Origin of the sequence: Rickettsia conorii str. Malish 7, assembly GCF_000007025.1 — a bacterium.
Lineage (GTDB): Bacteria > Pseudomonadota > Alphaproteobacteria > Rickettsiales > Rickettsiaceae > Rickettsia > Rickettsia rickettsii.
The window spans coordinates 479,013-500,184 of sequence record NC_003103.1 but is presented as its reverse complement, the minus strand read 5'-3'; the positions used below and the strand labels follow the sequence as shown (position 1 = coordinate 500,184).

Sequence of the window (21,172 nt, the reverse complement as noted above, 5' to 3'; positions counted from 1 at the left end):
TCACCCCATTATATACATAATAATTGATATAGTAACTACCGAGAAAAAAGTAGTAAATGTTATAATCGACGCCATAGAATCAGGATCACCGTCAAGTTGACGAGATAAAACATAAGCCGTACTCGCACATGGAAGGCAGCTATATAATATTCCTACCGATCTATCTAATCCGTCAATAGACATTAACCATAGTACTACTACACTAACTAGAGGAAATGCAACTAATTTAACAAAGCTTGTAAACATTACATTATGTAAAAGCTCTTGTCTAATAGTAAAATTAAGCCCTGCCCCAACATTTAGCATACCGATAGCTAAAGCGGCATTAGAAAGGCTATCTAACGTTTTCTTAAGCCCTAAATGTAATTCAAGATTTGAGTAATTAAAAACGAATCCTACTAAACTTGCGATAATTAACGGATTACGCACAATTAATTTCATCATTAAAACAAAACTAGTGCTAATAGTATTAGTCACGGATTTATTAGGGATATAATAAGCGAAAATCATTACCGATAAAATATTGGTAAAAATAATCATATAAGAAGAAATAATGGCAACGATTGAAAGTCCGCTAGAACCAAGCAAGGGGCTACTTACCCCAAAAAAAATGTAGCTATTATAACGAATCGATCCTTGAAAAATGGAAGTAAATTGGACTTTATCTATGTTGTATTTTTTTTGGTAAATTATAAGACCGATTGATACAAGAATAGTGGATATAATAAGAGCCACTACTAATTTAATTATGGGTGCAATGCTTAAATCGGCAGTAGATACGTAACTAAACAACATTGCAGGAAATAGTACAAAATACGATAATTTCTCAATACCACGCCAAAATTCTTCTGAAGTTAACCATTTATTTTTGATAATACTACCAAGCAGCGTAATTAAAAAAATAGGTAACGTACTACAAAAAATTTCATTCATTTGTTAATAGTTTTTATTTTAACGTCATTGCGAGGAGCGAAGCGACGTGGCAATTTCGTCTAACTTCCTGAGATTGCCACACTCACTTCGTGCGCAATGACGCTTAGATACCCATGCGGGAATGATATATAGGCTATAACTGCCCTTCAACCAGCTTTTTCATTTCCTGCACCCCGTAAAGCTTTATAAAAGTCCCAAATCTTGGACCTTCATTCTGTCCAAGCAATATTTGATATAAATCTTTGAAGTAATCACGCAGATTTTCATATCCTGCTTTCATTCCTATATCATATATTGCTTTCTGAATTGCTTCAGCTTCGGTTTGATCAGCTATATCAGATAACATATCTAATATATCCTGCAAAATAACCTTATGCTTTTCAGAAGGAGATAAATATAATTTATGTGCTTTAATAAAGTCATTATAATATCTTATAGCAAATTCTGCTAAATGGTCAAGATAAGGGTTAGTATTTGGAGTTGCTTTTGGCTCATATTTGCTAATAAATCCCCAAAGCACCGATTTATCCGAAGGATTACACACAGAAGTAAGATTTAAAAGCAACGAATAGGTAATTCCAAAAGTCTCAATTTTCGGTACATTTCCGTGATGGATGTGATAAACGGGATTTGCAAAACGCTTTGCCCTGTCCTCTTCTAAATGATATTTCTGGTTAAAAGTAATATATTCATCAACATTTTTAGGAATTACATCAAAAAACAAACGCTTAGCTCTAGTCGGATTTTGATACATAAATAATGCCATACTTTCAACAGGAGCATATTTAAGCCAATCATCAATGCTAATACTATTACCTTTTGATTTTGATATTTTCTTACCGTTTTCATCTAAGAATAACTCATAACATAACTGCACCGGCGGCTTTCCTCCTAGGATTCGGCAAATTTCCGAATAAAGACGAGCATTTGCCAAATGGTCTTTGCCGTACATCTCATAATCGACTTTAAGCGCAGCCCAACGCATACCAAAATCCGGCTTCCACTGTAATTTGCAATGCCCTCCCGTTACCGGTACTTCTATATAATTACCGGCTTTGTCTTTATACGTTACAGTACCTGCTTTAGCATCCCATTTCTCTATAGGTACTTGCAGTACCTTACCTGTTTTCGGACATATAGGCATGAAAGGTGAATAGGTAGCCTTGCGCTCTTCTCTAAAAGTCGGTAGCATTAGCTCCATTATCTCGTCATATTTCTCAAGCACCATTATCAGCATCGCATCAAACATACCAGCTTTATAACAGTTAGTACTGCTATAAAATTCATACTCAAAGCCGAATTTATCAAGGAATGAGCGAAGCTTTGCATTCATATAATGCCCATAACTTTCACATTCACCGAATGTATCAGGGATAGAAGTAAGCGGCATATCCATATACTGTGCCACCATTTCAGGATTTGGGATATTGCTAGGTACTTTACGAAGCCCGTCCATATCATCGGAAAAGCAAATTAGTTTAGTCGGAATATCGGATAATTGCTCAAATGCTTTCTGTACCATCACCATACGGGCATTTTCACCAAAAGTACCGATATGAGGTAAACCTGAAGGACCGTAACCCGTTTCAAATAATACATACCCCTTCTCAGGAATTTGACCGTTTAAGCTATCTAATATCTTCTTAGCCTCAACAAAAGGCCACGCGTTTGACTTAATAGCATCTTCCCAAATTTCTGACATTGATTTTTCTTGCACTTTAATTAATAATCAGTGACAATATACTAAATTTATTTATTTGTAAAATATCAAATTAAACGCCGTCATTGCGAGGAGCGAAGCGACGTGGCAATCCCATCAAACTTCCCGAGATTGCCACGCTCCTTGCAGTCGCTCGCAATGACATTAAGAAAAAAAAACATGCCATTTAATACTATTATAAATTACATCAGAAAAGATAGCTATAAAGTTCTACATTTAGGACTGATCACAATTTCTATAATAGCACTTTCTACCGCTTATATTGCTGAATATATATTCCATTATACACCCTGTCCTTTATGCGTTTACGAACGATTTCCCTATTTAACCCTAATCAAAATTTGCTTAACTGCTTTAATCATCCGACAGTTAAGTAAGTATACTTTAATATTCATTCTCCTAACTATCCTTAGCTCTTGTATATTATCAACCTATCATAGCTTCATAGAAAGAGGCATATTACAACCAAGTGCTCTTTGTTCATCAATGCTTCATATCCCGAAAGGCTTGTCTATACAACACATCAAACAAATGTTCTACTCACAGCCAATCACGTCCTGCATGAAACCCGCCATCAAAATCTTTGGTATTTCTATGACAGAGTATAATCTACTCTTAAATATCGGTCTTCTAATCTGTTTACTCCTCGTTTGGTTTTATCCAAAATCTAATAAATAGTTAAAAAATTAACTATTGGATTGCAGAAATTCAAAATATTATGTATAATGCTCGCACGACAAAATAATATTTAAACATAAAGGAATATTTATATGATGAATCAACCAACAAATAATGCCAATTACAAACTTCCAGACGGTAGTACGGTTTTACATAATGCAGCAACATATAGGGAATGTAAATAATGTTAGACTTTTACTTTCACAAGGTGCCGATGTTACTGCTTTAGATGCTAAAGGAAAAAAACTATAGATTATGCATCTAAACCAAAAATTAAAGAAATACTAACTGATTCCGCTAATGCACGCTCAGCACTACCTGAATTCAAAGCAGAACAAAAGCTTGCTGAGATGAAGAAAAATATTAAAAATGAGGATGATAAAAATAAAATTATCAATGGATTAATTATGAATTCTGAATTTTATTCTGATATAGATGATGTTACAAGAGAGAAATTAATAGAAAAACTTTTTAATTATAATTTAACGATAATAATCCAGTAATAGCTCCGGTAGCAGCACCAGTAACAACCACTACTTCTACAGAAATAGCAGCAGAGGACAATGTACGTGCACCAAACCCTGAAATATATGACACCTTAATTGAAGCTGAAGACAACTTTACACCGTTTAGTATAGCAGCCTCAGCTGGAAATGCAAATATTGTTCAAAAATTAATTGAGCAAGGTCATAATGTCAATGCTAAGGATGAACAAGGAAATACGGCATTATTTTATGCAAGCACTAAAGAAATAGCTAAAATTTTATTAGACAAAGGGACAAGTTTTGAAGTTGAGCATAAATATCTATACTCACCTATACATTATGCGGCAATAATAGGAAATAAGAAGCTTTTTACTTTAAAAAAAATTTGGATGTTAATACTAAAGATGGAAAGGGACGTATACCTATACATTATGCAACTTATTCTAAACAGCACGAAATAACTCAAATTTTAATTTTATTACAACCCGGCAGTGAAATTGATACAGTAGACAATTATGGCGGCACACCTTTTTTCTATTTGCTACTAAAGCATGAATCAGGTCAAAATAAAACGTTACTGGACTTCTTTTTACGTTAATCTTAAGATTAATACGTGTGGTGAGTCAATTTTTAATCACGCACTAACATCAAGAGATAAATGGTTACTTGAGAAGTGAAGATCTAAAGGTGCTGATATAGGACGACAAGGTGTTCTATTGCATAATCCATTCGATCACAGTATAGCAAAACTGGTAAAGATAGGTGTTGATAAAGAAAAGATAATTCTCATATTAATGAGCAATTAAAAATTAACACCATACAAAAATACTTGGGTGCAAAATCAGCTAACAATTATAAAGACATGGATGTTAATGATTATAATTATGATTTACCGGATGAAGAAGGGTTTGCAAAAAATACACACGAAAAATTATTAAAAGATGTTATGCAACGTCTTAAAAACGGTGAAGATAAAGATGGCATTATTAATACATTAATTGAGATTAGTATTAATGAAGATACAAGAACAGAGTTAATAGAAAAAGTTTTAAATTATAATGTTAATGATAATAAGCCTGTAGCAGCTCCAGCATTAGTTACTCCTGTAGCAACAGTAGTACCGGCTCCATCAACTTCAACAGAAGAAAAGTTATCGGCTGAAGTGAAGACACGCCTTACAATAGGGAAAATAAGGATGATATTATTAATTTCGTGCTTCTTTATCAGACTACTAACGAGAATGTAAAAAGTGAGTTAATAGATTATATCTGTGAATATTCTTTCGATACTGAATTAGCCGGACAGATAGGTGCAGATATTCAATTCTAATTTAAAATCTCTTTAAGTTCTTTTAAAGAAAAACCCGGTGGTTTTAGGTAGTCTAGTACTACCTTACCACTATCTAAGACTATAAGCCTTTTGCCGTAATTTACGGCATCTTCTAAATTATGCGTGATCATAACGGAAGTGATCTTATGTTTCTCTATAATCTCTGCTGTTTTTTTCATCACTTCCAAAGAAGCTTTCGGATCTAAATTTGCCGTATGTTCGTCTAGAAATAATATTTTAGGTGGATGAGCTATGATAAGTGCCAGCAGTATCATCTGCTTTTCTCCACCGGAAAATTTACCTAATGGCTGTGAAAGTAAAGGCAAAAAGCGTTTAGGCGCACCTGTAAGCTCTAACAACTCGCTACTTGCTAACCGTTCATTACTAGAGAATCTACTTTCCCACAAAATGATATTTTCTTCAAGGGTTAGCTCGGTAAATAGTCTCTCTTCAGCTTTTTGTGTTAATGTAACTAATGTAGAAGCTTTTTGTCCTTTAGGTATTTTATCGATTCTGACTTGATCTAGAAACACTTTCCCGCTAGTAGGTTTTAAATAGCCGGCAAGTATTTTAGCTAAAGTAGACTTACCGCTACCGTTATGACCCAATATTACCACAAACTCTTCTTTAGCAATATTTAAAGTAGTTTCAGCAATTATAGGTTCGGTTCTTTCTTTAACTTTGAACTGTATATTTTCTGCATATAAATAAGGTTTCATAAAGCCTCTCTTTTTACAGAACTCAACGAAATAAACAATACTATACCTAAAATAAGCTTAAGATTTATGGGATCGATTCCAATTCGGAGTAAAAAGCCCAGAGCAATAAAGTAAAATAATATACCTATCAAACAAGACAATATCTCTTTAAACGCATTAAAATTATTAGCATGGATTAAAATATGACGCCCTATAACAATTGCACCAATACCGACTAGTGCCACCCCGAAACCCATATTAATATCGGCAAAACCATTTACTTGTGCAGATAAAGTACCGGTTAAAGCAGCCAAACAATTACTTATGCTAAAACCGATAGTACGGTAAAGCTCAGCAGGTTTTCCTAAATTAATCAATAAATCTTTATTAAAACCAAAAGCACGAAGAAATAAACCGAGCTTACCTTTTAATAAAATTATAACTGAACATATAATAAGACAATTGATTATTACTAAAGGTATTAACCAATTTTCGAGATCTAATATAGATAATAGAGTCGGCATACCAAGAACCGATATATTAGGACGCTGCATAATTTGTAAGTTAACCGAATAAAGCATAAAACTTGCAAGTATTCCGGCTATAAGCCCATTAATGCGGTTATTCTTCTGCATAACACTAACTATACTGCCTATAATTCCGCCTGCTATTACGGCAAATATTAATGCAGGAAATAACCCAAATGAAAGGCTGCGGGCAAACACTACCGCACCAAGTACATAAGTACCGTCTACGGTAAGATCGGTAATTTTGAGAATCCGATAACTTATATACATCCCTAAAATAAGCGGCAGCATTATTAAGGATTGCTCAAGAGCAGTAACTAAAATGTTCATGTTACTACTCTTCAAGTTCTTTACGCGCGAAAGGCAGTACGGATAAATTTTCTTTAGTAAGAATATCTTGCTTAACAAATGATTTAAGGTTAATAAATAAAGTTAAGTCTTTCATATCCCCAAATGGAATATCTTTCGGTTCTATTCCTTGTAAGATTTTTTTTGCCATTAAACCTGCTTCTATGCCTATTTGCTTCTCTTGTACTCCTACCGCAATAGTTGCCCCGCTAATTACCGAACCTTCATCGGAAGCAATTATCGGAATACGGCGTTTAAATGCTTCTTGCTTTAAAATATTAATCCCACTGACTATTAAATGATCTTTCAAAATTATAAAACTCTGCGTATTTTCAGGAGCATTTTTTACAGCCACAGGCATATCATTGAAATTTTGTATCATTACCGTGTGCAGAGAAATATTGTTTTTTCCAGCATATAATTTTAACATTTCTACTTCAGGTATAACTTTCTCACTACTGCTATAAATTAAAGTGATATTCTGTAAAAAATGTAATTTACTAATGGTGTCAGTGATTTTTATCTCATCGTTAACACCAGTAACTAAAGGTAGGTTTTTACTATTAATCATAGCAGCAGCACAAACAATCGGTTTATTTGTTATATGAGAAATAACAGTTTGGCTGGCTGTCGTGCCTATTGGAATTATTACATCAATATCCTGATCTGTTATTTGCTTTATAATGGCAAGTAAAATATTAGAATCAGCATGAGCATTTTTAACTATAATTTCTGCATCTATATCTTTTAGCGACTCTTTAATTCCTGATATAATCTCAGTCATTGCGGCATGTTCAAGTGGAACAATGACTGCTACTTTTTTTTGATCCGCATAAACTGCAGCTGTGATGAATAAAACAAAAAGAAAAGAAAAAAATTTTTGAAAAATATTAGAGATAAACATTTTAATATCCTGTTATAAGTTATAATTTAATAATCAAAATTTAAATTTGCATATAGCAAACACATAAACGCAAAAAATTATCTACGCCAACGCCAATTTTGTATTAAACTATTAACCTTTAAAGATATCATAAATATTTTTAACTGTAGAAATATAAAGTAAAGATAAAAAACTTAGCTTTCTTTGACTAGAAGCTAAATAGTCAAGAAAGCTCTACCTTAGAGGCTATCTGTAAATAAGTTTTAATTGGTAATTAAATTATTTTTTACTGCAAATTGTAAGACTTTTTTGAAATATAAAGTAATATTCTTTCAAAAATCTTATCAATTTTCACTAAAAAAGCTCTTTAATTACCAATTAAAACTTATTTACAGATAGCCTCTAAATTTTTAATGTTTAGCACTATTTTTAGATTATGTCAATAACCAATAAATAGTACTAAAAGAATTACTTGAGATAGCCTATACTTCGATGTCATGACCACTTTTACGAAACGTTATTATTGCATAAAGTTGTTGCACGGCTACAAACAACCTACTCGATGTCATCCCCGCATAACATTGTTGCGTAGATCGAAAAATGTATTTGGTGTCATACCGTGGCTTGACCACGGCATCCATAAAAGTAACTTTAAAATACTAAATTTTTAGTATTTTAAATTGTATCCCGCGATCAAATCGCGGGGATGACAGGGGTGGAATCGATCCACGCAGGAATGACCTAAACAAGCCATTAATCCTCTTAATAACGATTCAGTACCCATGCAGCAAGGCTTGCAAAATGAAAAAGGAATTCATTTCTTAAACTATGCATTTTCTGTTTGTTCTAATACCGTTTGCCCTAGTAATTGCGATAGAACATCTTGACCTGCTTCAGTCCAACTTACAGGTGGCTCTTCGTTTGGTAAACCTGTACCATAACGATCATTAAATACTCTCACTGCTTGCTGAGTAAATTGATCAAATGTACTTGTGGATTCTACTCCATAGCCATATTCTTTTAAATTTTCCTGTAAAGTATTAACTTTTTCTCCAGTACTATCAAGACTTAATAATAATTTACTCTTTTGCTCTTGCGTAGTCTCAAAATATCTACCAAAACCAGCTTCAGCTAATTCTTTCCAAGGAAATTTTGATCCAGGAGCTATATGAGCATTGCCTTCTCGGTTTACAGTTACTTCACCAAGACCGACTAAATCATGTTTTAAATCTAAATTTGGATATCTTTCTGTTACATCCTTAAGAAATTCTTTTAATTTCCCTATTTGCTCTGCAGGAAAATCACTTTTTGCATCATTAATAAGCATGACTCCAATACCAAACTTATTAACACCTACTTCTCCTTTCCAACTACTCTTGCCTGCATAAAAAGCTTGATCTGTTAAATCATTATGATATTCTTTTTGAGTCCCATCCTTATCAATTATGTAATGAACACTTGCACCTCGCTCATCCAATACTTCACGAACAGCCTTAATATCCTTGCTTACAGAATAAGTAATTACTACACAGGTAGGTTTTACTCCTTCCGGTCTTGGGGCCATATATTTACCATTTGGACTATTGGTATTACTAATACCGTTATTTTCAATAGCCTTACTTTTACTCATAACCTTCCTCCAATATATTTAATAATTGTTGACGGTTCAGAATTTACTAAACCTTAACGAAAATTAATACTTTGGTAATGCTAAGTCAATGAAAATTTAAATATTATTCACAAGGTATCGATACTGATCTGACATGTTCAATGATTATTTTTCTAATATTTGTAGTAAATGCTCTAGTTAACGATAAAAGTGCTCTTTCCATAGTCCTTGATAATTCTTTATAATCAAAAGAGACTTCATGTTCATATTGCCCTTCTGCTTCAGCAATATTATTTAAGAAATCACTTTCTATTTCTTTGAATAGATATTCAATTTTATTATTAGGAGTATTTTCATTGTCAGCTTTTAACTTTTCTTCTTCAGAACTATTAAAGAAATATTTTAAAGGCGTATTTAAAACTTTTGCAAAAACATATAACCTACTTATAGGTATATTACTTAAACCTTCTTCATATTTTTTAACTTGGAGAGCACTAATATCGAAAAAACTTGCCCTAATTCTTTTTGGATAATACCTACCTACAGCAAGACGTCGTTCTTTTAAACGTTCACTTGCGAGTTTGTCTGGATGTTTTATTGAATAATTCATTTTAACAATAAGCTTTAATTAAAAATTAATTATTAATGAAGACTATTCAACTTTAAATGCAGTATATATTACTTTATATTTAATCAAGCAACTTTATTAAAAATTTAATATAATAATGCTCAAACCCTTTGGTGATCAAGAATCAAGGCTAATAAATAATTAATTAAAAGTATAAAAACGATGAGTAATAAAATAGTAAAATTACCGAATTGCGAGAATATAGTGGGAGAGATTAGTTTTTTAGGAATTAAACCTTGAGTACCATTTATTTCATTTAGATTTAGTTTTTTTATTGTTCTGCCAAAAGGATCTACTATAGCTGAAATACCGTTATTCGCTACTCTAATCATAGGTAAACCGTTCTCTACGGCTCTACTTCTACTAATATGAAAATGCTGATATGGACCGCTGGATTTACCATACCATGCATCATTTGTAATATTAATTATTACATCGGCTATTTCATTATTCGTCCGTACAAAATCAGGAAAAATAGATTCATAACAAATTAAAGGTTTAATTTTAAGATTATATTTTTCAAGATAAACAAGCCCTCCGTTTCCTTCTTTATAATCAATTAAACCATGAGTTAATTTTTTAAACGGTAGTATCTTTTTAAGGGGCATATACTCACCGAAAGGTACTAAATGTGATTTATGGTATTCAAATAATTTATGATTATTTTTATCAAGAGCATACATAGCTGAGTAAAGTTCAAACTCATCACCTTGTTTTTTATTATCCGAAATTCCTCCTGTTATCAAAATAGCATTTGTAGAATTTAGCATTTTTAATAATTTTGATTTAACTTGCGGTATATCATCAGGTACTACTAATGCTGCCTCAGACCAAATAATTAAATCGGTAGGTTCCAAATTTTCCGATAAATTAATATGTAGCATTAAATTATGCCAAAATTCTTCTTCATTCCATTTTTCGGTTTGAGGTATTGAAGGTTGCACTAATCGTACTTTTATATCAGTGAAATTTGTATGGTTATTACTTAGCCTTACTGCTCCATAAATGACAATGATGGTTAATACTAGGACTGAACTAGCTAGTAATATTTTTAACTGAGTAAATTGCTTGCTAAATAAAGGATAAGCTGATGTAGAAATATATATAACTATAAAACTAAGCCCATATATCCCTATTATACTTAAAGGCTGTATTAAAATATCTGAAAACGAAAAAGCATAACCAATCAAATTCCAAGGAAGACCGGTAAAAATCCATGAACGTACCCACTCAAATAATACCCAACATAAACAGAATATAAATTGGTAATATTTATTATTTTTAGCAAAAAAACTAAGCGTGCAGCTTGCCGATATAAAGCAAGCTAAAACTATAGGTAGTCCAAATAACGCAAAAGGAATTGCCCACCAAAAATCTGCAATATAAACGCTAACACCGATACTTATCCAATATATTCCACTTAAAAAATGCCCAAAACCGAATAAATAACCAAATTTTGTGGCTTCTTGCCAATTTTCGGATTTTTGAACTATATAACATAAGTAAGATAACGTTAATAATGCCGGTATAAAGAAAGTCGGAGCAAAAACTAAACCGCTTAATATCCCTAGCAGTAAACATATGATTTTAGGTTTATACATTTTTATCGATTATTTGTTTACAAAATAATACATCATGCTATCATTTCAGCAAGTTTTAATATAATGAGTAAATAAATGACTACAGGATTACTACAAGGAAAAAAAGGCTTAATTACAGGTATTGCCAATAATATGTCAATATCGTGGGCGATTGCACAGCTTGCTAAAAAACACGGAGCAGAACTATGGTTTACTTATCAATCGGGAGTACTAGAAAAACGAGTTAAACCACTCGCTAAGGAAATAGGTTGTAATTTTGTTAGCGAACTTGATGTTACGAAGCCAAAATCAATTAGTAATTTATTTGATGATATAAAAGAGAAATGGGGTAGCTTCGATTTCTTACTTCACGGTATGGCTTTTGCCGATAAAAATGAATTAAAAGGACGTTATGTTGATACTAGCTTAGAAAATTTTCATAATTCTTTACATATATCATGTTACTCTCTTTTAGAACTCTCAAGGTCCGCAGAAGCCTTAATGCATAACGGCGGAAGCATTGTGACATTAACTTACTACGGTGCTGAAAAAGTTATACCTAATTATAACGTTATGGGAGTAGCCAAAGCTGCACTTGAGGCTAGTATAAAATATCTAGCAAACGATATGGGAGAAAATAATATTAGGGTTAATGCTATTTCGGCAGGACCTATCAAAACTTTAGCATCTAGTGCAATAGGTGATTTTAGTACTATGCTTAAATCTCACGCTGCAACCGCACCGTTAAAACGTAATACTACCCAAGAAGATGTAGGAGGAGCAGCAGTATATTTATTTAGTGAATTATCTAAAGGTGTTACCGGTGAAATCCATTATGTAGATTGCGGTTATAATATTATGGGAAGTACTAAATTATAAATTATTGTAGGGATTAATGTCATTCCCGCAAAAGGCTTGCTTGTGTAGACCAATAAAATCCGCTGTGTCACCCCGTGGCTTGACCACAGGGTCCATAAAAACAATAAAAATACTAATTAATATTAGTATTTTAAGCTAGATCCCGTGAATAAATCACGGGATGACAACTGTATTTTTCAAGTCACACAACAAAATCATCACAATCCATGATTTCTTTTTTTGAGGTGTTCAGGTTTTGGAGGAACAGGCGGTTTTTTAGATTTTGCCTGAACCTTTTTAGCCTCTAACGGCAATGCCAGATTATTGAATCTATTTAACTCTTTTGAGATTTGTTTTAACTGTTCTTGTAATTCTATCTTTAAAGGAGTATGAGAATTTTTCATTTCCCTATTTATTATTGTGCCTATTTTCTCAAGATTTTCTTTAGAAATAGAATATGATTTTATACCTATATAATTAACAATCTTTGACCACCAAGTTTGTCCTTTATCTAATCCTTGATATATTACATCTACTAAATCATTTTTTTTTAATGTTAATATATAATCAGAAGCTCCTTCTAAAGATTTAGATAAATGCCTTTTTATTTCTCCTTGTCTCTTATCTTCAATATTTACTTTTTTGTCTTTCTTGAGTTTTGTTATTGCTTTTTCAATTATTAAAGATATCTTAGTTTCTTTTCCTTCATGTGCTTTATTTTCTAAATTTTCTTTGGTATTAAAATTTATATTAGTTCCTATTTTAGCATCCACTAATTGTTTAGCATACTTACCGTTAGGATCTTGTATTTCTCGCTCTATCTCAGCAGATTTTAAACCTAATTTTGTATATATATCTGATTCTCGGAAAAGTGGAGCATATAATAAAAAATTAATACTTTGAGCTATTCTACTATCTATCAAATCTTTAGAATCTCTTTTGGAATAAAAGTTTTCTTGCAAAATACGATAGTGATCTAATATTTCCTGTGTTATATCTTTTACATCAAGAGATTGTAATTCTCCTTTATCATTAAATTTTGCTTTCATACCTGAGCGTTTGGCTTCCAATAATAATATTTCTTGAAAAACTTTATTATTAGGAGTACGACAAACGAAATTAGGATCGTTATCCGGCATTAATTCATTTGCATTTTCCATTATTGCTTGATTGAGTTTATGTAATTGCTCTTTATTAAGTTTTTTATCTAACAAACTTATAAAAGCTTCTCTTTGTTTTTGCTTACTTGCAATACTAAAAGCCTGCTGCATCTTTTGCAAAACAACAAAATCAAAATTTTTGTTACCTATTTCTTGGATAACTAAATTTGCTAAATTTTTTGTTTCAGTATTCACCGTTTCTTTTTTATTTTTTGTAGCCATATTGAGTATTAATCTCACTTATAATTATTTAAATATTAATGATAGATTAAATTAATTTCTAGATGTTTTTACTATATTTATAATCAAAACTTTAAAACAGTATCTAGCAAGTCATACTGGTTCTGAGCTATTACCCAAAATTTCTATTGATTCTATTGTTTCATTATGCGATTGACTATGCATTACTAAATCTAAAAAAATATTTGAAGATGCTAAATTGCTAATATAAACACCTTGTACATCATTTAATACATAATCAACCACTAATAATTTAGAATCAGCAGAAGTTCCATATAATGACATTTTTGCCTCAAATAATTTTTTAAATGTATCTAATTCAAGTAATTCTTCACATACAGCATGTTCTTTAACATCTCTACTTACAAATAAACTCATTATGCTTCGTGCTAAACTATTTTTAATATAAAAGCCTTTTAAGCATTCAATAAAATGTTCACAAAAATTTAGTTCTTCAAAAGGAATTTTGCAATCAGGTAATAATTCAGGTAATAATTCTTGATATAATTTTTTCTGCAATTCCTTTTTTTCAATTAGTTCTTCAAAAGGAATTTTGCAATCAGGTAATAATTCTTGATATAATTTTTTCTGCAATGCCTCCTCCTCAAATTTTTTCAAATAGAAATTATCAATTAATAGCTTGTAAAGCTCAAGTATCCCACTAGGAAAGTTAATTTTCAAAGTTCCTTTTTTATCAATTTCTACAGTAAACCTGTTTTCTTTTGCTTCTAAATATATTAGATCTCGAAATATACTATCCTCTTTTGTTCTACGAAGTAAAAAAGCTGCATCTTTAGAATCAACTAAATCTAAAGCATGTTTCATTATTGTTGCATTAAGCTCATGTAACATATTGTTAGATATCACCTCTGCTGCATCTGCTAGAAAAGATTTTTTATCATCTATTTTTAATTTCCTTAAATTTTCTAGAACTTCTAAAGTTATTTCTCCTTGTTGAATTTTTTTAAGTAACTCATAATAGTTGCGAAATTGTACTTCTTGATTTTTGCATCCTAACCCGGCATAAACATTGCATCCTGATTCTTGCTTTTGAGCTAATCCAGGATATTCTTTTTCAATTTCTCTAGGTTTACTAATACAAGAACTCATAATGTCTTTTAGCTTCATATAATTTATTCCTTACATTTAATAAGAAGTATTATATTTAGTTAAGAAATATTAACAAGTACTTTATAGAAGATTAAGATAAATTAATTTTTATTGAGAGGATGACGCAACAATGCTTTTTTGAGATGATTAGTTTGAAGATGAGTATATATTTGGGTAGTAGATATATCAGCGTGACCAAGCAGCTCTTGAATTACTCTTAAGTCTGCTCCGCCCTCAAGCAAATGACTTGCAAAACTGTGACGTAATATATGCGGAGAAATATACTCAGGGTTAAGTCCTGCATAAAGGGCAGCAGATTTTAACAGAATAGCAAAATTTTGCCTAGTCATATAACCCGCTAAAGCTGATGAAGGAAATAAATAAATTAGATTTCTTGGTTTAGCTTTATTCACAAAAACACCTCTAATTGTAAGATATTTAGCAATACTGATAACTGCCTGTTCATTTATTACTATGACTCTTTCCTTATTACCTTTACCAAGTACCGAAAATATTTTTCTTACTTCTCCTTTAGACGTTTTATTAGTCAGAATATCAGCAAGCTTAAGACTAACAAGCTCCGAGACTCTAAGACCGCTAGCATAAAGCAAATGAATCATAGCATTAAGCCTGATACCTTCAGGAGAATTATCTTGAGAGCAATGTTCAAGTAACGATTTAATTTGAGCTATAGATAATATTTCAGGAAGTTTATTTTGATATTTGGGCAAATCTACGTTAAGAACCGGATTAAACGCGGTATGGTTTTCGCTAATTAAAAATTCATAATAACTTTTTATAGTTGAGATTTTTCTGTTGATTGAGCGTGCTTGCAAATCATTACTTGCTAGATACTCAATCCAGTCTCTAATATTCTCAGTAGTAATATTTAATTCGGATAATTTGTGTTTAGCAAGATAATTTTGAAAATCGAATAAGTCACGCTTATAGCTAAGTATAGAATTTTTGGACAATGCTCTCTCGGCTAAAAGCATTTCTAGGAATTGCGCAATAAATCCCATAAGATGTTTTAATTTCTATAATGGAGGCCAGGGTCGGAATCGAACCGACGAATAGAGGATTTGCAGTCCACGGCATTACCACTTTGCTACCCAGCCTAATCAGTGTCATACCACAATCCTATGTCATTCCTGCGAAAGCAGGAATCCATAAACGGATAATTGTATTTTTACTGGATTCCTGCTTTCGCGGGAATGACATAAATACTACCAACATCGATACAAAAAAGCAACCATTTTTATATTAAACTCCTAATCCTTGCAGGATATTTAAACGATTTATCCTTCATACAATTCAAGAACTGCTAACTGAATCTACTATATCGTCATTTTTAATATGGGGAAAATTCAGTAATTCCTTTAAAATTATGCTTGATTGTTTAGGTATTAGAACACTAGCTGATTGAAATAAAGGAACTACCGAGGCGAATCTTGTAACTTTATCAAAGCTTGGCTTAATTCCTATCACTCTAATATTACCACCTAAAAATCCTATATCTTGAATCAATTGTTGACCACTTGCTTTATCTTCGATTAATACAAATTTTGGCTGATATTCTCTAGCTAATTTTTCCGTCAAATTCTTAAGCTCAGGATAATTAATTTTTTTCCGTACTAATGATACTAGATAATATTTCTGAATCCCCCATATATTACAAACACTATAATCGGAATCTTCGGAACTCTTAATTGCCGTATCCCAGCTTTGCACACAATAATCAAATCTTGAAGATAGATTTTCATAAAATCTAATATCTTCCATATTCAGTAACGATGACCTTTGTGCTATCGGTTCTTGTAAATATTGAGCATTATCATTATAGCTACCTATTTCCTGCTCTAATTTCATTAAACAATCAAGAGGTTCTTTAATAGCTGTCTAATAACTTGACCACTAAGATATTGATATTCTTTATTCATTAATTTAAAGGAGTAATCTTGAATGCTAATCGCCAGAATTTTTAAATGATGCCATGAATTGCTATTATTAAGTAGATAACCGGATAAATCATCCGTATGCAGACGCTGCATAACTAAAACTATCGCTCCCTTATTACGATTATTTAGTCTGCTAACAAAAGTTTGCTCAAACCAATCTATAAACTTTCTTACGTATTTTATAAGAATGAATTTGCGTGGGGTTATGAGGATCATCGATAATTAAGATATCACCGCCCTCACCTGTTGCCGATCCTCCAACCAATGTTGCAAATCTAAAGCCATTAGCTGTCGTTAAAAACTTACTTTTTTGATTATGGGGTTTACTAAGGATAGTACTTGGGAAAAGTTCTGTATACCAATCAGAATTTAAAATGAACTGACAATCTAGTGAGTGTTTAATGCTAAGTATTTGAGAATAGCTGGCAACCATAATCCTTTTGGTAGGATTAACCACCAATAAATAAGCAGGCCAAGCAACGCTAACACAAATAGATTGTAGTAAGCTCCTTGGCGGTATATTAATTATTAAACGATTAATATCACCACTTTGCACTGCATTTAAATAATCGGTAATTATTCTTATATGCTTACTTGGATAATACTCCGCTCCAGGATTAATAGTATTAAATACCTTAATTATAAAACTATGAAAATCCTGTCGTAAAATAGAATTTAAGAGTTCTTTAGAGTGGAGCATATTGTACCTACATCGTCATTGCGAGGAAAAATTGTAAGTTTTGACTAAGCAATCTCAGGCAAGATTCCTGAGATTGCCACGCTCCTTGAAATCGCTTGCAATGACCTTAAAATCTTATCATAAATTATCATTGCCATTAATCCCCTATAGTATATAATTTTGAAAAATAATATATTTATCTATGAAATTACTAAAAATTATTTTTATCATTACTATATGCATTAATTTTCCCATATTCGCAGAAAATTTAGAGTCGGTTACTACAACCGAAGATATTGAAAATGACGTATTTATCCCTCTTGATGAAAATCATCCTATTTTAAATCCAAACGATAATATTAATGATAGTTCTGAGTTTAAAAATTATACAAATGGCAAAATTATTGCTCTAAATAACATTACTGCTACTTCTGAAGAGATAGATTTTAAAGTCGGGGAAGAAAAATATTTCGGTAATATAAAAATCAAATTGCACAAATGTATAAAAAACCTTGATCCATATAATGAAGATAATTATTTGTTGATGACCATAACGGAATATAAAATAGACGAAGATCCTAATGTACTCTTTCAAGGATGGATGATTTCTTCAAGCATTTCACTTTCAACGTTTGAACACCCAATCTACGAAATTTTTGCTAAAGATTGTTTTTAGATGCAATATTTAATTTCAAGTTTAATATTTTTAATTCCAAGCCTTGGGATGCTGGCGGGCTTATCCGCTGCAGCTACTGTTACAATTTTTTTGCTTATATCATTCCTGCGAGGTATTAATCGTCATTGCGAGCGACTGCAAGGAGTGTGGCAATCCAGTAACAATGTCATACCGTGGCTTGACCACGGTATCCAAAAAATACAAAAAGACTGGATCCCACTACAAGCTCACGGGATAACAATGTTATTCACCGCTTGGTGCTTTATATCTTGTTTATTCGCAATTCATCTTATTAATAGCTTAGCTACTTTTACTCAAGTTTTTATACTCTTATTTCTTGGCTTTGCAGTTAGTAATTCTGCTCCTTTTCAAAATCGCTTACAACTTAAAAAAGCCTTAATATTCGGAATTCTCACAGCAATATTATTATTCTTCATCGAATATTCTTCTAATGGATTTTTAACAAGAATATTCAAAACTAGTTTTGCCTTATATATGCTAGATCGTGGTTGTGCTTTACTTTCAATTACCGCTTGGGTAGCAATTATAATTTTACTTTCTAACGGTAAAAAACGACATACCTTAATGCTATATATATTAGTACTTTATTTACTAAGTATTTCCGATAGTTTAGCAAGTTTTTTAGGCTTCGGTATAGGAGGAGTAATATTTATTTTAACAAGATTTATGAAGCCGATATTTTTCAAATTAATCGCAATAAGTTTAATTACCGGCTCGTTACTATTTCCTGTGATAGCTAAACAAATAGAACCACAAGATTTATCTGAAAAATATTTAGCTACACAACCTTCCGCTGCTCATCGTTTATTTATTTGGCATTTTGTCGCAAACAAAATCATTGAAAAGCCGATTTTAGGCTATGGCTTAGCTTCTTCTAAATATATCAAAGCTGGTGATAGTGAAATGATCGATTACAACGGAGAAAAATGGCATCCTTTACCGCTTCATCCTCATAATAATATATTACAAATTACTCTTGAACTCGGTATAATAGGTTTAATATTATTTTTATGCTTAGTTTATAAATATCTCAAACAAATTAGTAATCTCGAAAATAAAAATTTCAAGGCAATTTCCTATGCATGTTTTATAAATTACTATATTATCGGCATGATTTCATATAATATTTGGCAAATATGGTGGATATCAAGCGGTATTTGGGTACTAGTTTTAATGAAGCTACTAGTTAAACCTGATATTGTCATTGATAATTGATGCTATTTGAGGTAAATATAGAGTTAAGTGTCATTAAATCTACGTCATTGCAAGCAGCCATAGGCTGCGTGGCAATCTCATCAAATATCCTGAGATTGCTTCGTCGCATTACTGTGCAATTCTTCTCGCAATGACGGAACAATATAATAAAAAACATATGCTACAAAACTCAGAACTTTTACAAGAATATCTACCGATTGCTATATTTTTCGGTATTGCGGTATTGGTTTCCGGTTTAATAATGATTCTACCTAACCTATTATCGACAAAAAAATATAATAAAGATAAGCTAGAACCTTATGAGTGCGGTTTTGAGCCTTTTAGCGATGCAAGATCAAAATTTGACATATGTTTTTACTTAGTTGCTATTTTATTTATTATCTTTGATCTTGAAATTGCATTTTTAGTGCCTTGGGCTATTAGTCTTAATACGATAGGTAAAATAGGCTTTTTCTCAATGATGTTTTTCTTATTCGTACTTATTATCGGATTCATATATGAATGGAAGAAAGGAGCTTTAGACTGGTAGTAATATGAAAAATAATTTTTATCAAGAAGACGAATTATTAAGTAACGAGCTTTCTAATAGAGGATTCTTACTCACTAAAGTTGATGACGTTATAGGCTGGGCGAGAGCTAATTCCTTATGGCCTATGACTTTTGGGCTTGCTTGTTGTGCTGTTGAGATGATGCAGGCAGCAGCAAGTAGATATGATATGGATCGCTTCGGTATGTTATTTAGACCAAGTCCAAGACAGTCCGACCTTATGATAGTTGCAGGAACGCTTACTAACAAAATGGCACCAGCTCTACGTAAAGTATATGATCAGATGGCTGAACCTAAATGGGTGCTTTCAATGGGTAGCTGTGCCAATGGCGGCGGCTATTATCACTTTTCCTATTCGGTAGTGCGTGGCTGTGATAGAATCGTACCGGTTGACGTATATGTCCCTGGCTGCCCTCCTACCGCCGAAGCATTAATTTACGGGCTGATGCAGTTACAGAAAAAAATTAAACGCACTACAGGTTTTAAGTATGACGCTAGACAAACTCATTGAAAAACTTGCAGCTAAATCTAGCATTTTAATAACTCCGATCACGGTTAAAGATTACCTAGCTTATAAAATCGAGCCGAATTTTTTATTGCCGTTTTTAAAAGCTTTAAAAGAATCGGAAGAATTACGCTTCACTTTACTTACTGATTTATTTGGGGCTGATTTTCCTCAGAATAACGTAGTCAATTCAGTTGGGCTTGGCCACAAGGAGCAAGGCGCGAAGCCTATAACTAATAGGAGAACGACGAGCGACAATGTAGGCGAGTCCAAATCAATTGACTATAAAAGGTTTGAAGTAGTATATAATTTATTAAGCTTAAAATTAAATAAGCGTCTTATAATAAAAGTATATATATCTGAAAAAGAAACTATACCTTCAGCAATGAATATATTTAGTGCCGCTTGTTGGTATGAGCGTGAAGTTTATGATATGTACGGGGTAAATTTCGAGGGTAATGACGATAAAAGACGCATACTAACCGATTACGAATTTGAGGGACATCCATTACGTAAAGATTTCCCGTTAACAGGCTATACACAAGTTAAATATGATGAGAAGCTAAAGAAAGTAGCTTATGAACCGGTCGATTTAGACATAGAATATCGTGAGTTTGATTTTAGTTCGCACTGGCATAGCCCGAGTTATGTATTGCCAGGTGATGAGAAGGCAACCGATGTCATTCCTGCGAAAGCAGGAATCCAGAAATAAAATGAATGTCATCCTGTGACTTGATCGCGGGATCCAGAAAAAATACAAAAGACTGGACCCCGTGGTCAAGCGA

24 protein-coding genes and 1 tRNA gene are annotated in these 21,172 nt (G+C 32.2%); 11 read left to right on the top strand and 14 right to left on the bottom strand.

Annotated elements, in window-relative coordinates:
• Positions 1 to 933: an AEC family transporter gene (locus tag RC_RS02570; protein WP_010977145.1), complete on the bottom strand. Its 933-nt coding sequence runs from the start codon at positions 931 to 933 to the stop codon at positions 1 to 3.
• Positions 934 to 1,066: 133 nt separating this feature from the next.
• A complete protein-coding gene (locus tag RC_RS02565) occupies positions 1,067 to 2,635 on the bottom strand; it encodes a lysine--tRNA ligase (RefSeq protein ID WP_041471717.1) in 1,569 nt (522 codons plus the stop codon).
• 177 nt (positions 2,636 to 2,812) lie between these two features.
• On the opposite strand from RC_RS02565, the gene RC_RS07425 reads away from it, so the two are divergent.
• The 5 genes from RC_RS07425 to RC_RS02550 all read left to right on the top strand — a co-directional run bounded on the left by RC_RS07425 (position 2,813) and on the right by RC_RS02550 (position 5,062).
• Positions 2,813 to 3,331 carry a disulfide bond formation protein B gene (locus tag RC_RS07425; protein WP_071597794.1) on the top strand — a complete coding sequence of 173 codons (519 nt, stop codon included), beginning with the start codon at positions 2,813 to 2,815 and terminating at the stop codon, positions 3,329 to 3,331.
• Between the two features lie 350 nt (positions 3,332 to 3,681).
• Positions 3,682 to 3,834 carry a hypothetical protein gene (locus tag RC_RS10195; protein WP_010977142.1) on the top strand — a complete coding sequence of 51 codons (153 nt, stop codon included), beginning with the start codon at positions 3,682 to 3,684 and terminating at the stop codon, positions 3,832 to 3,834.
• Between the two features lie 44 nt (positions 3,835 to 3,878).
• A complete protein-coding gene (locus RC_RS10190) occupies positions 3,879 to 4,277 on the top strand; it encodes an ankyrin repeat domain-containing protein (protein WP_324602841.1) in 399 nt (132 codons plus the stop codon).
• Positions 4,202 to 4,414, top strand: a complete 213-nt coding sequence (locus RC_RS02555) for an ankyrin repeat domain-containing protein (RefSeq protein WP_010977141.1) — start codon at positions 4,202 to 4,204, stop codon at positions 4,412 to 4,414. Before RC_RS10190 ends, RC_RS02555 begins: the two co-directional genes overlap by 76 nt.
• Positions 4,415 to 4,645: 231 nt before the next feature.
• Complete coding sequence (locus tag RC_RS02550; protein ID WP_010977140.1) at positions 4,646 to 5,062, top strand: hypothetical protein; 417 nt, start codon at positions 4,646 to 4,648, stop codon at positions 5,060 to 5,062.
• A gap of 79 nt (positions 5,063 to 5,141) precedes the next feature.
• On the opposite strand, the gene RC_RS02545 is transcribed toward RC_RS02550, so the two are convergent.
• The 6 genes from RC_RS02545 to lnt all read right to left on the bottom strand — a co-directional run bounded on the left by RC_RS02545 (position 5,142) and on the right by lnt (position 11,439).
• Positions 5,142 to 5,864, bottom strand: coding sequence for an ATP-binding cassette domain-containing protein (locus RC_RS02545; RefSeq protein ID WP_010977139.1), 723 nt, complete (start codon positions 5,862 to 5,864; stop codon positions 5,142 to 5,144).
• A complete protein-coding gene (locus RC_RS02540) occupies positions 5,861 to 6,700 on the bottom strand; it encodes an ABC transporter permease (RefSeq protein ID WP_041471716.1) in 840 nt (279 codons plus the stop codon). Before RC_RS02540 ends, RC_RS02545 begins: the two co-directional genes overlap by 4 nt.
• Positions 6,701 to 6,704: 4 nt before the next feature.
• Positions 6,705 to 7,622 carry an ABC transporter substrate binding protein gene (locus RC_RS02535; RefSeq protein WP_010977137.1) on the bottom strand — a complete coding sequence of 306 codons (918 nt, stop codon included), beginning with the start codon at positions 7,620 to 7,622 and terminating at the stop codon, positions 6,705 to 6,707.
• Positions 7,623 to 8,427: 805 nt separating this feature from the next.
• On the bottom strand, positions 8,428 to 9,231 hold the full coding sequence (locus RC_RS02530) for an N-acetylmuramoyl-L-alanine amidase (RefSeq protein ID WP_004995964.1): 804 nt from the start codon (positions 9,229 to 9,231) through the stop codon (positions 8,428 to 8,430).
• A 103-nt stretch (positions 9,232 to 9,334) separates the two neighbouring features.
• Positions 9,335 to 9,820 carry a hypothetical protein gene (locus RC_RS09610; protein WP_010977136.1) on the bottom strand — a complete coding sequence of 162 codons (486 nt, stop codon included), beginning with the start codon at positions 9,818 to 9,820 and terminating at the stop codon, positions 9,335 to 9,337.
• Between the two features lie 119 nt (positions 9,821 to 9,939).
• Positions 9,940 to 11,439: an apolipoprotein N-acyltransferase gene (gene lnt / locus RC_RS02520; protein WP_010977135.1), complete on the bottom strand. Its 1,500-nt coding sequence runs from the start codon at positions 11,437 to 11,439 to the stop codon at positions 9,940 to 9,942.
• A gap of 75 nt (positions 11,440 to 11,514) precedes the next feature.
• Here lnt and fabI point away from each other — a divergent pair, with 75 nt between their 5' ends.
• Complete coding sequence (gene fabI / locus RC_RS02515) at positions 11,515 to 12,297, top strand: enoyl-ACP reductase FabI (protein WP_010977134.1); 783 nt, start codon at positions 11,515 to 11,517, stop codon at positions 12,295 to 12,297.
• A gap of 197 nt (positions 12,298 to 12,494) precedes the next feature.
• Here fabI and RC_RS02510 read toward each other — a convergent pair whose 3' ends face one another.
• From RC_RS02510 to RC_RS02485, 6 genes are all read right to left on the bottom strand, one after another.
• Positions 12,495 to 13,658 carry a DUF5410 domain-containing protein gene (locus RC_RS02510; protein ID WP_041471715.1) on the bottom strand — a complete coding sequence of 388 codons (1,164 nt, stop codon included), beginning with the start codon at positions 13,656 to 13,658 and terminating at the stop codon, positions 12,495 to 12,497.
• A 111-nt stretch (positions 13,659 to 13,769) separates the two neighbouring features.
• Positions 13,770 to 14,804, bottom strand: coding sequence for a DUF5410 family protein (locus tag RC_RS02505; protein ID WP_010977132.1), 1,035 nt, complete (start codon positions 14,802 to 14,804; stop codon positions 13,770 to 13,772).
• 83 nt (positions 14,805 to 14,887) lie between these two features.
• A complete protein-coding gene (locus RC_RS02500) occupies positions 14,888 to 15,808 on the bottom strand; it encodes a site-specific tyrosine recombinase XerD (RefSeq protein ID WP_010977131.1) in 921 nt (306 codons plus the stop codon).
• A gap of 21 nt (positions 15,809 to 15,829) precedes the next feature.
• Positions 15,830 to 15,904, bottom strand: a tRNA-Cys gene (locus RC_RS02495).
• A gap of 196 nt (positions 15,905 to 16,100) precedes the next feature.
• A complete protein-coding gene (gene terL, locus RC_RS02490; protein WP_010977130.1) occupies positions 16,101 to 16,655 on the bottom strand; it encodes a phage terminase large subunit in 555 nt (184 codons plus the stop codon).
• A 237-nt stretch (positions 16,656 to 16,892) separates the two neighbouring features.
• Positions 16,893 to 17,444 (bottom strand): hypothetical protein, encoded by a 552-nt coding sequence (locus RC_RS02485; RefSeq protein ID WP_010977128.1) that lies wholly within the window; start codon positions 17,442 to 17,444, stop codon positions 16,893 to 16,895.
• A gap of 181 nt (positions 17,445 to 17,625) precedes the next feature.
• Here RC_RS02485 and RC_RS02480 point away from each other — a divergent pair, with 181 nt between their 5' ends.
• From RC_RS02480 to RC_RS02460, 5 genes are all read left to right on the top strand, one after another.
• Positions 17,626 to 18,099, top strand: coding sequence for a DUF2155 domain-containing protein (locus RC_RS02480; RefSeq protein ID WP_010977127.1), 474 nt, complete (start codon positions 17,626 to 17,628; stop codon positions 18,097 to 18,099).
• Positions 18,100 to 19,335, top strand: a complete 1,236-nt coding sequence (locus tag RC_RS02475; RefSeq protein WP_010977126.1) for an O-antigen ligase family protein — start codon at positions 18,100 to 18,102, stop codon at positions 19,333 to 19,335.
• 157 nt (positions 19,336 to 19,492) lie between these two features.
• On the top strand, positions 19,493 to 19,864 hold the full coding sequence (locus RC_RS02470; protein WP_012737002.1) for an NADH-quinone oxidoreductase subunit A: 372 nt from the start codon (positions 19,493 to 19,495) through the stop codon (positions 19,862 to 19,864).
• A 4-nt stretch (positions 19,865 to 19,868) separates the two neighbouring features.
• Positions 19,869 to 20,393: a NuoB/complex I 20 kDa subunit family protein gene (locus tag RC_RS02465; protein ID WP_004995988.1), complete on the top strand. Its 525-nt coding sequence runs from the start codon at positions 19,869 to 19,871 to the stop codon at positions 20,391 to 20,393.
• Positions 20,371 to 21,099 (top strand): NADH-quinone oxidoreductase subunit C, encoded by a 729-nt coding sequence (locus RC_RS02460; protein ID WP_010977125.1) that lies wholly within the window; start codon positions 20,371 to 20,373, stop codon positions 21,097 to 21,099. Before RC_RS02465 ends, RC_RS02460 begins: the two co-directional genes overlap by 23 nt.
• Positions 21,100 to 21,172 lie beyond the last annotated feature (73 nt).

Bases quoted from the DNA above. Each gene is read 5' to 3' on its own strand.
- RC_RS02470 (WP_012737002.1), top strand. From the start codon at position 19,493: ATGCTACAAAACTCAGAACTTTTACAAGAATATCTACCGATTGCTATA.
- RC_RS02530 (WP_004995964.1), bottom strand. From the start codon at position 9,231: ATGAGTAAAAGTAAGGCTATTGAAAATAACGGTATTAGTAATACCAAT.
- RC_RS09610 (WP_010977136.1), bottom strand. From the start codon at position 9,820: ATGAATTATTCAATAAAACATCCAGACAAACTCGCAAGTGAACGTTTA.
- RC_RS10195 (WP_010977142.1), top strand. From the start codon at position 3,682: ATGAAGAAAAATATTAAAAATGAGGATGATAAAAATAAAATTATCAAT.
- terL (WP_010977130.1), bottom strand. From the start codon at position 16,655: ATGAAATTAGAGCAGGAAATAGGTAGCTATAATGATAATGCTCAATAT.
- RC_RS02545 (WP_010977139.1), bottom strand. From the start codon at position 5,864: ATGAAACCTTATTTATATGCAGAAAATATACAGTTCAAAGTTAAAGAA.
- RC_RS02540 (WP_041471716.1), bottom strand. From the start codon at position 6,700: ATGAACATTTTAGTTACTGCTCTTGAGCAATCCTTAATAATGCTGCCG.
- RC_RS02475 (WP_010977126.1), top strand. From the start codon at position 18,100: ATGCAATATTTAATTTCAAGTTTAATATTTTTAATTCCAAGCCTTGGG.
- fabI (WP_010977134.1), top strand. From the start codon at position 11,515: ATGACTACAGGATTACTACAAGGAAAAAAAGGCTTAATTACAGGTATT.
- RC_RS02565 (WP_041471717.1), bottom strand. From the start codon at position 2,635: ATGTCAGAAATTTGGGAAGATGCTATTAAGTCAAACGCGTGGCCTTTT.
- RC_RS02465 (WP_004995988.1), top strand. From the start codon at position 19,869: ATGAAAAATAATTTTTATCAAGAAGACGAATTATTAAGTAACGAGCTT.
- RC_RS02500 (WP_010977131.1), bottom strand. From the start codon at position 15,808: ATGGGATTTATTGCGCAATTCCTAGAAATGCTTTTAGCCGAGAGAGCA.
- RC_RS02460 (WP_010977125.1), top strand. From the start codon at position 20,371: ATGACGCTAGACAAACTCATTGAAAAACTTGCAGCTAAATCTAGCATT.
- RC_RS02485 (WP_010977128.1), bottom strand. From the start codon at position 17,444: ATGCTCCACTCTAAAGAACTCTTAAATTCTATTTTACGACAGGATTTT.
- RC_RS02480 (WP_010977127.1), top strand. From the start codon at position 17,626: ATGAAATTACTAAAAATTATTTTTATCATTACTATATGCATTAATTTT.
- lnt (WP_010977135.1), bottom strand. From the start codon at position 11,439: ATGTATAAACCTAAAATCATATGTTTACTGCTAGGGATATTAAGCGGT.
- RC_RS02535 (WP_010977137.1), bottom strand. From the start codon at position 7,622: ATGTTTATCTCTAATATTTTTCAAAAATTTTTTTCTTTTCTTTTTGTT.
- RC_RS02570 (WP_010977145.1), bottom strand. From the start codon at position 933: ATGAATGAAATTTTTTGTAGTACGTTACCTATTTTTTTAATTACGCTG.
- RC_RS07425 (WP_071597794.1), top strand. From the start codon at position 2,813: ATGCCATTTAATACTATTATAAATTACATCAGAAAAGATAGCTATAAA.
- RC_RS02510 (WP_041471715.1), bottom strand. From the start codon at position 13,658: ATGGCTACAAAAAATAAAAAAGAAACGGTGAATACTGAAACAAAAAAT.
- RC_RS02505 (WP_010977132.1), bottom strand. From the start codon at position 14,804: ATGAAGCTAAAAGACATTATGAGTTCTTGTATTAGTAAACCTAGAGAA.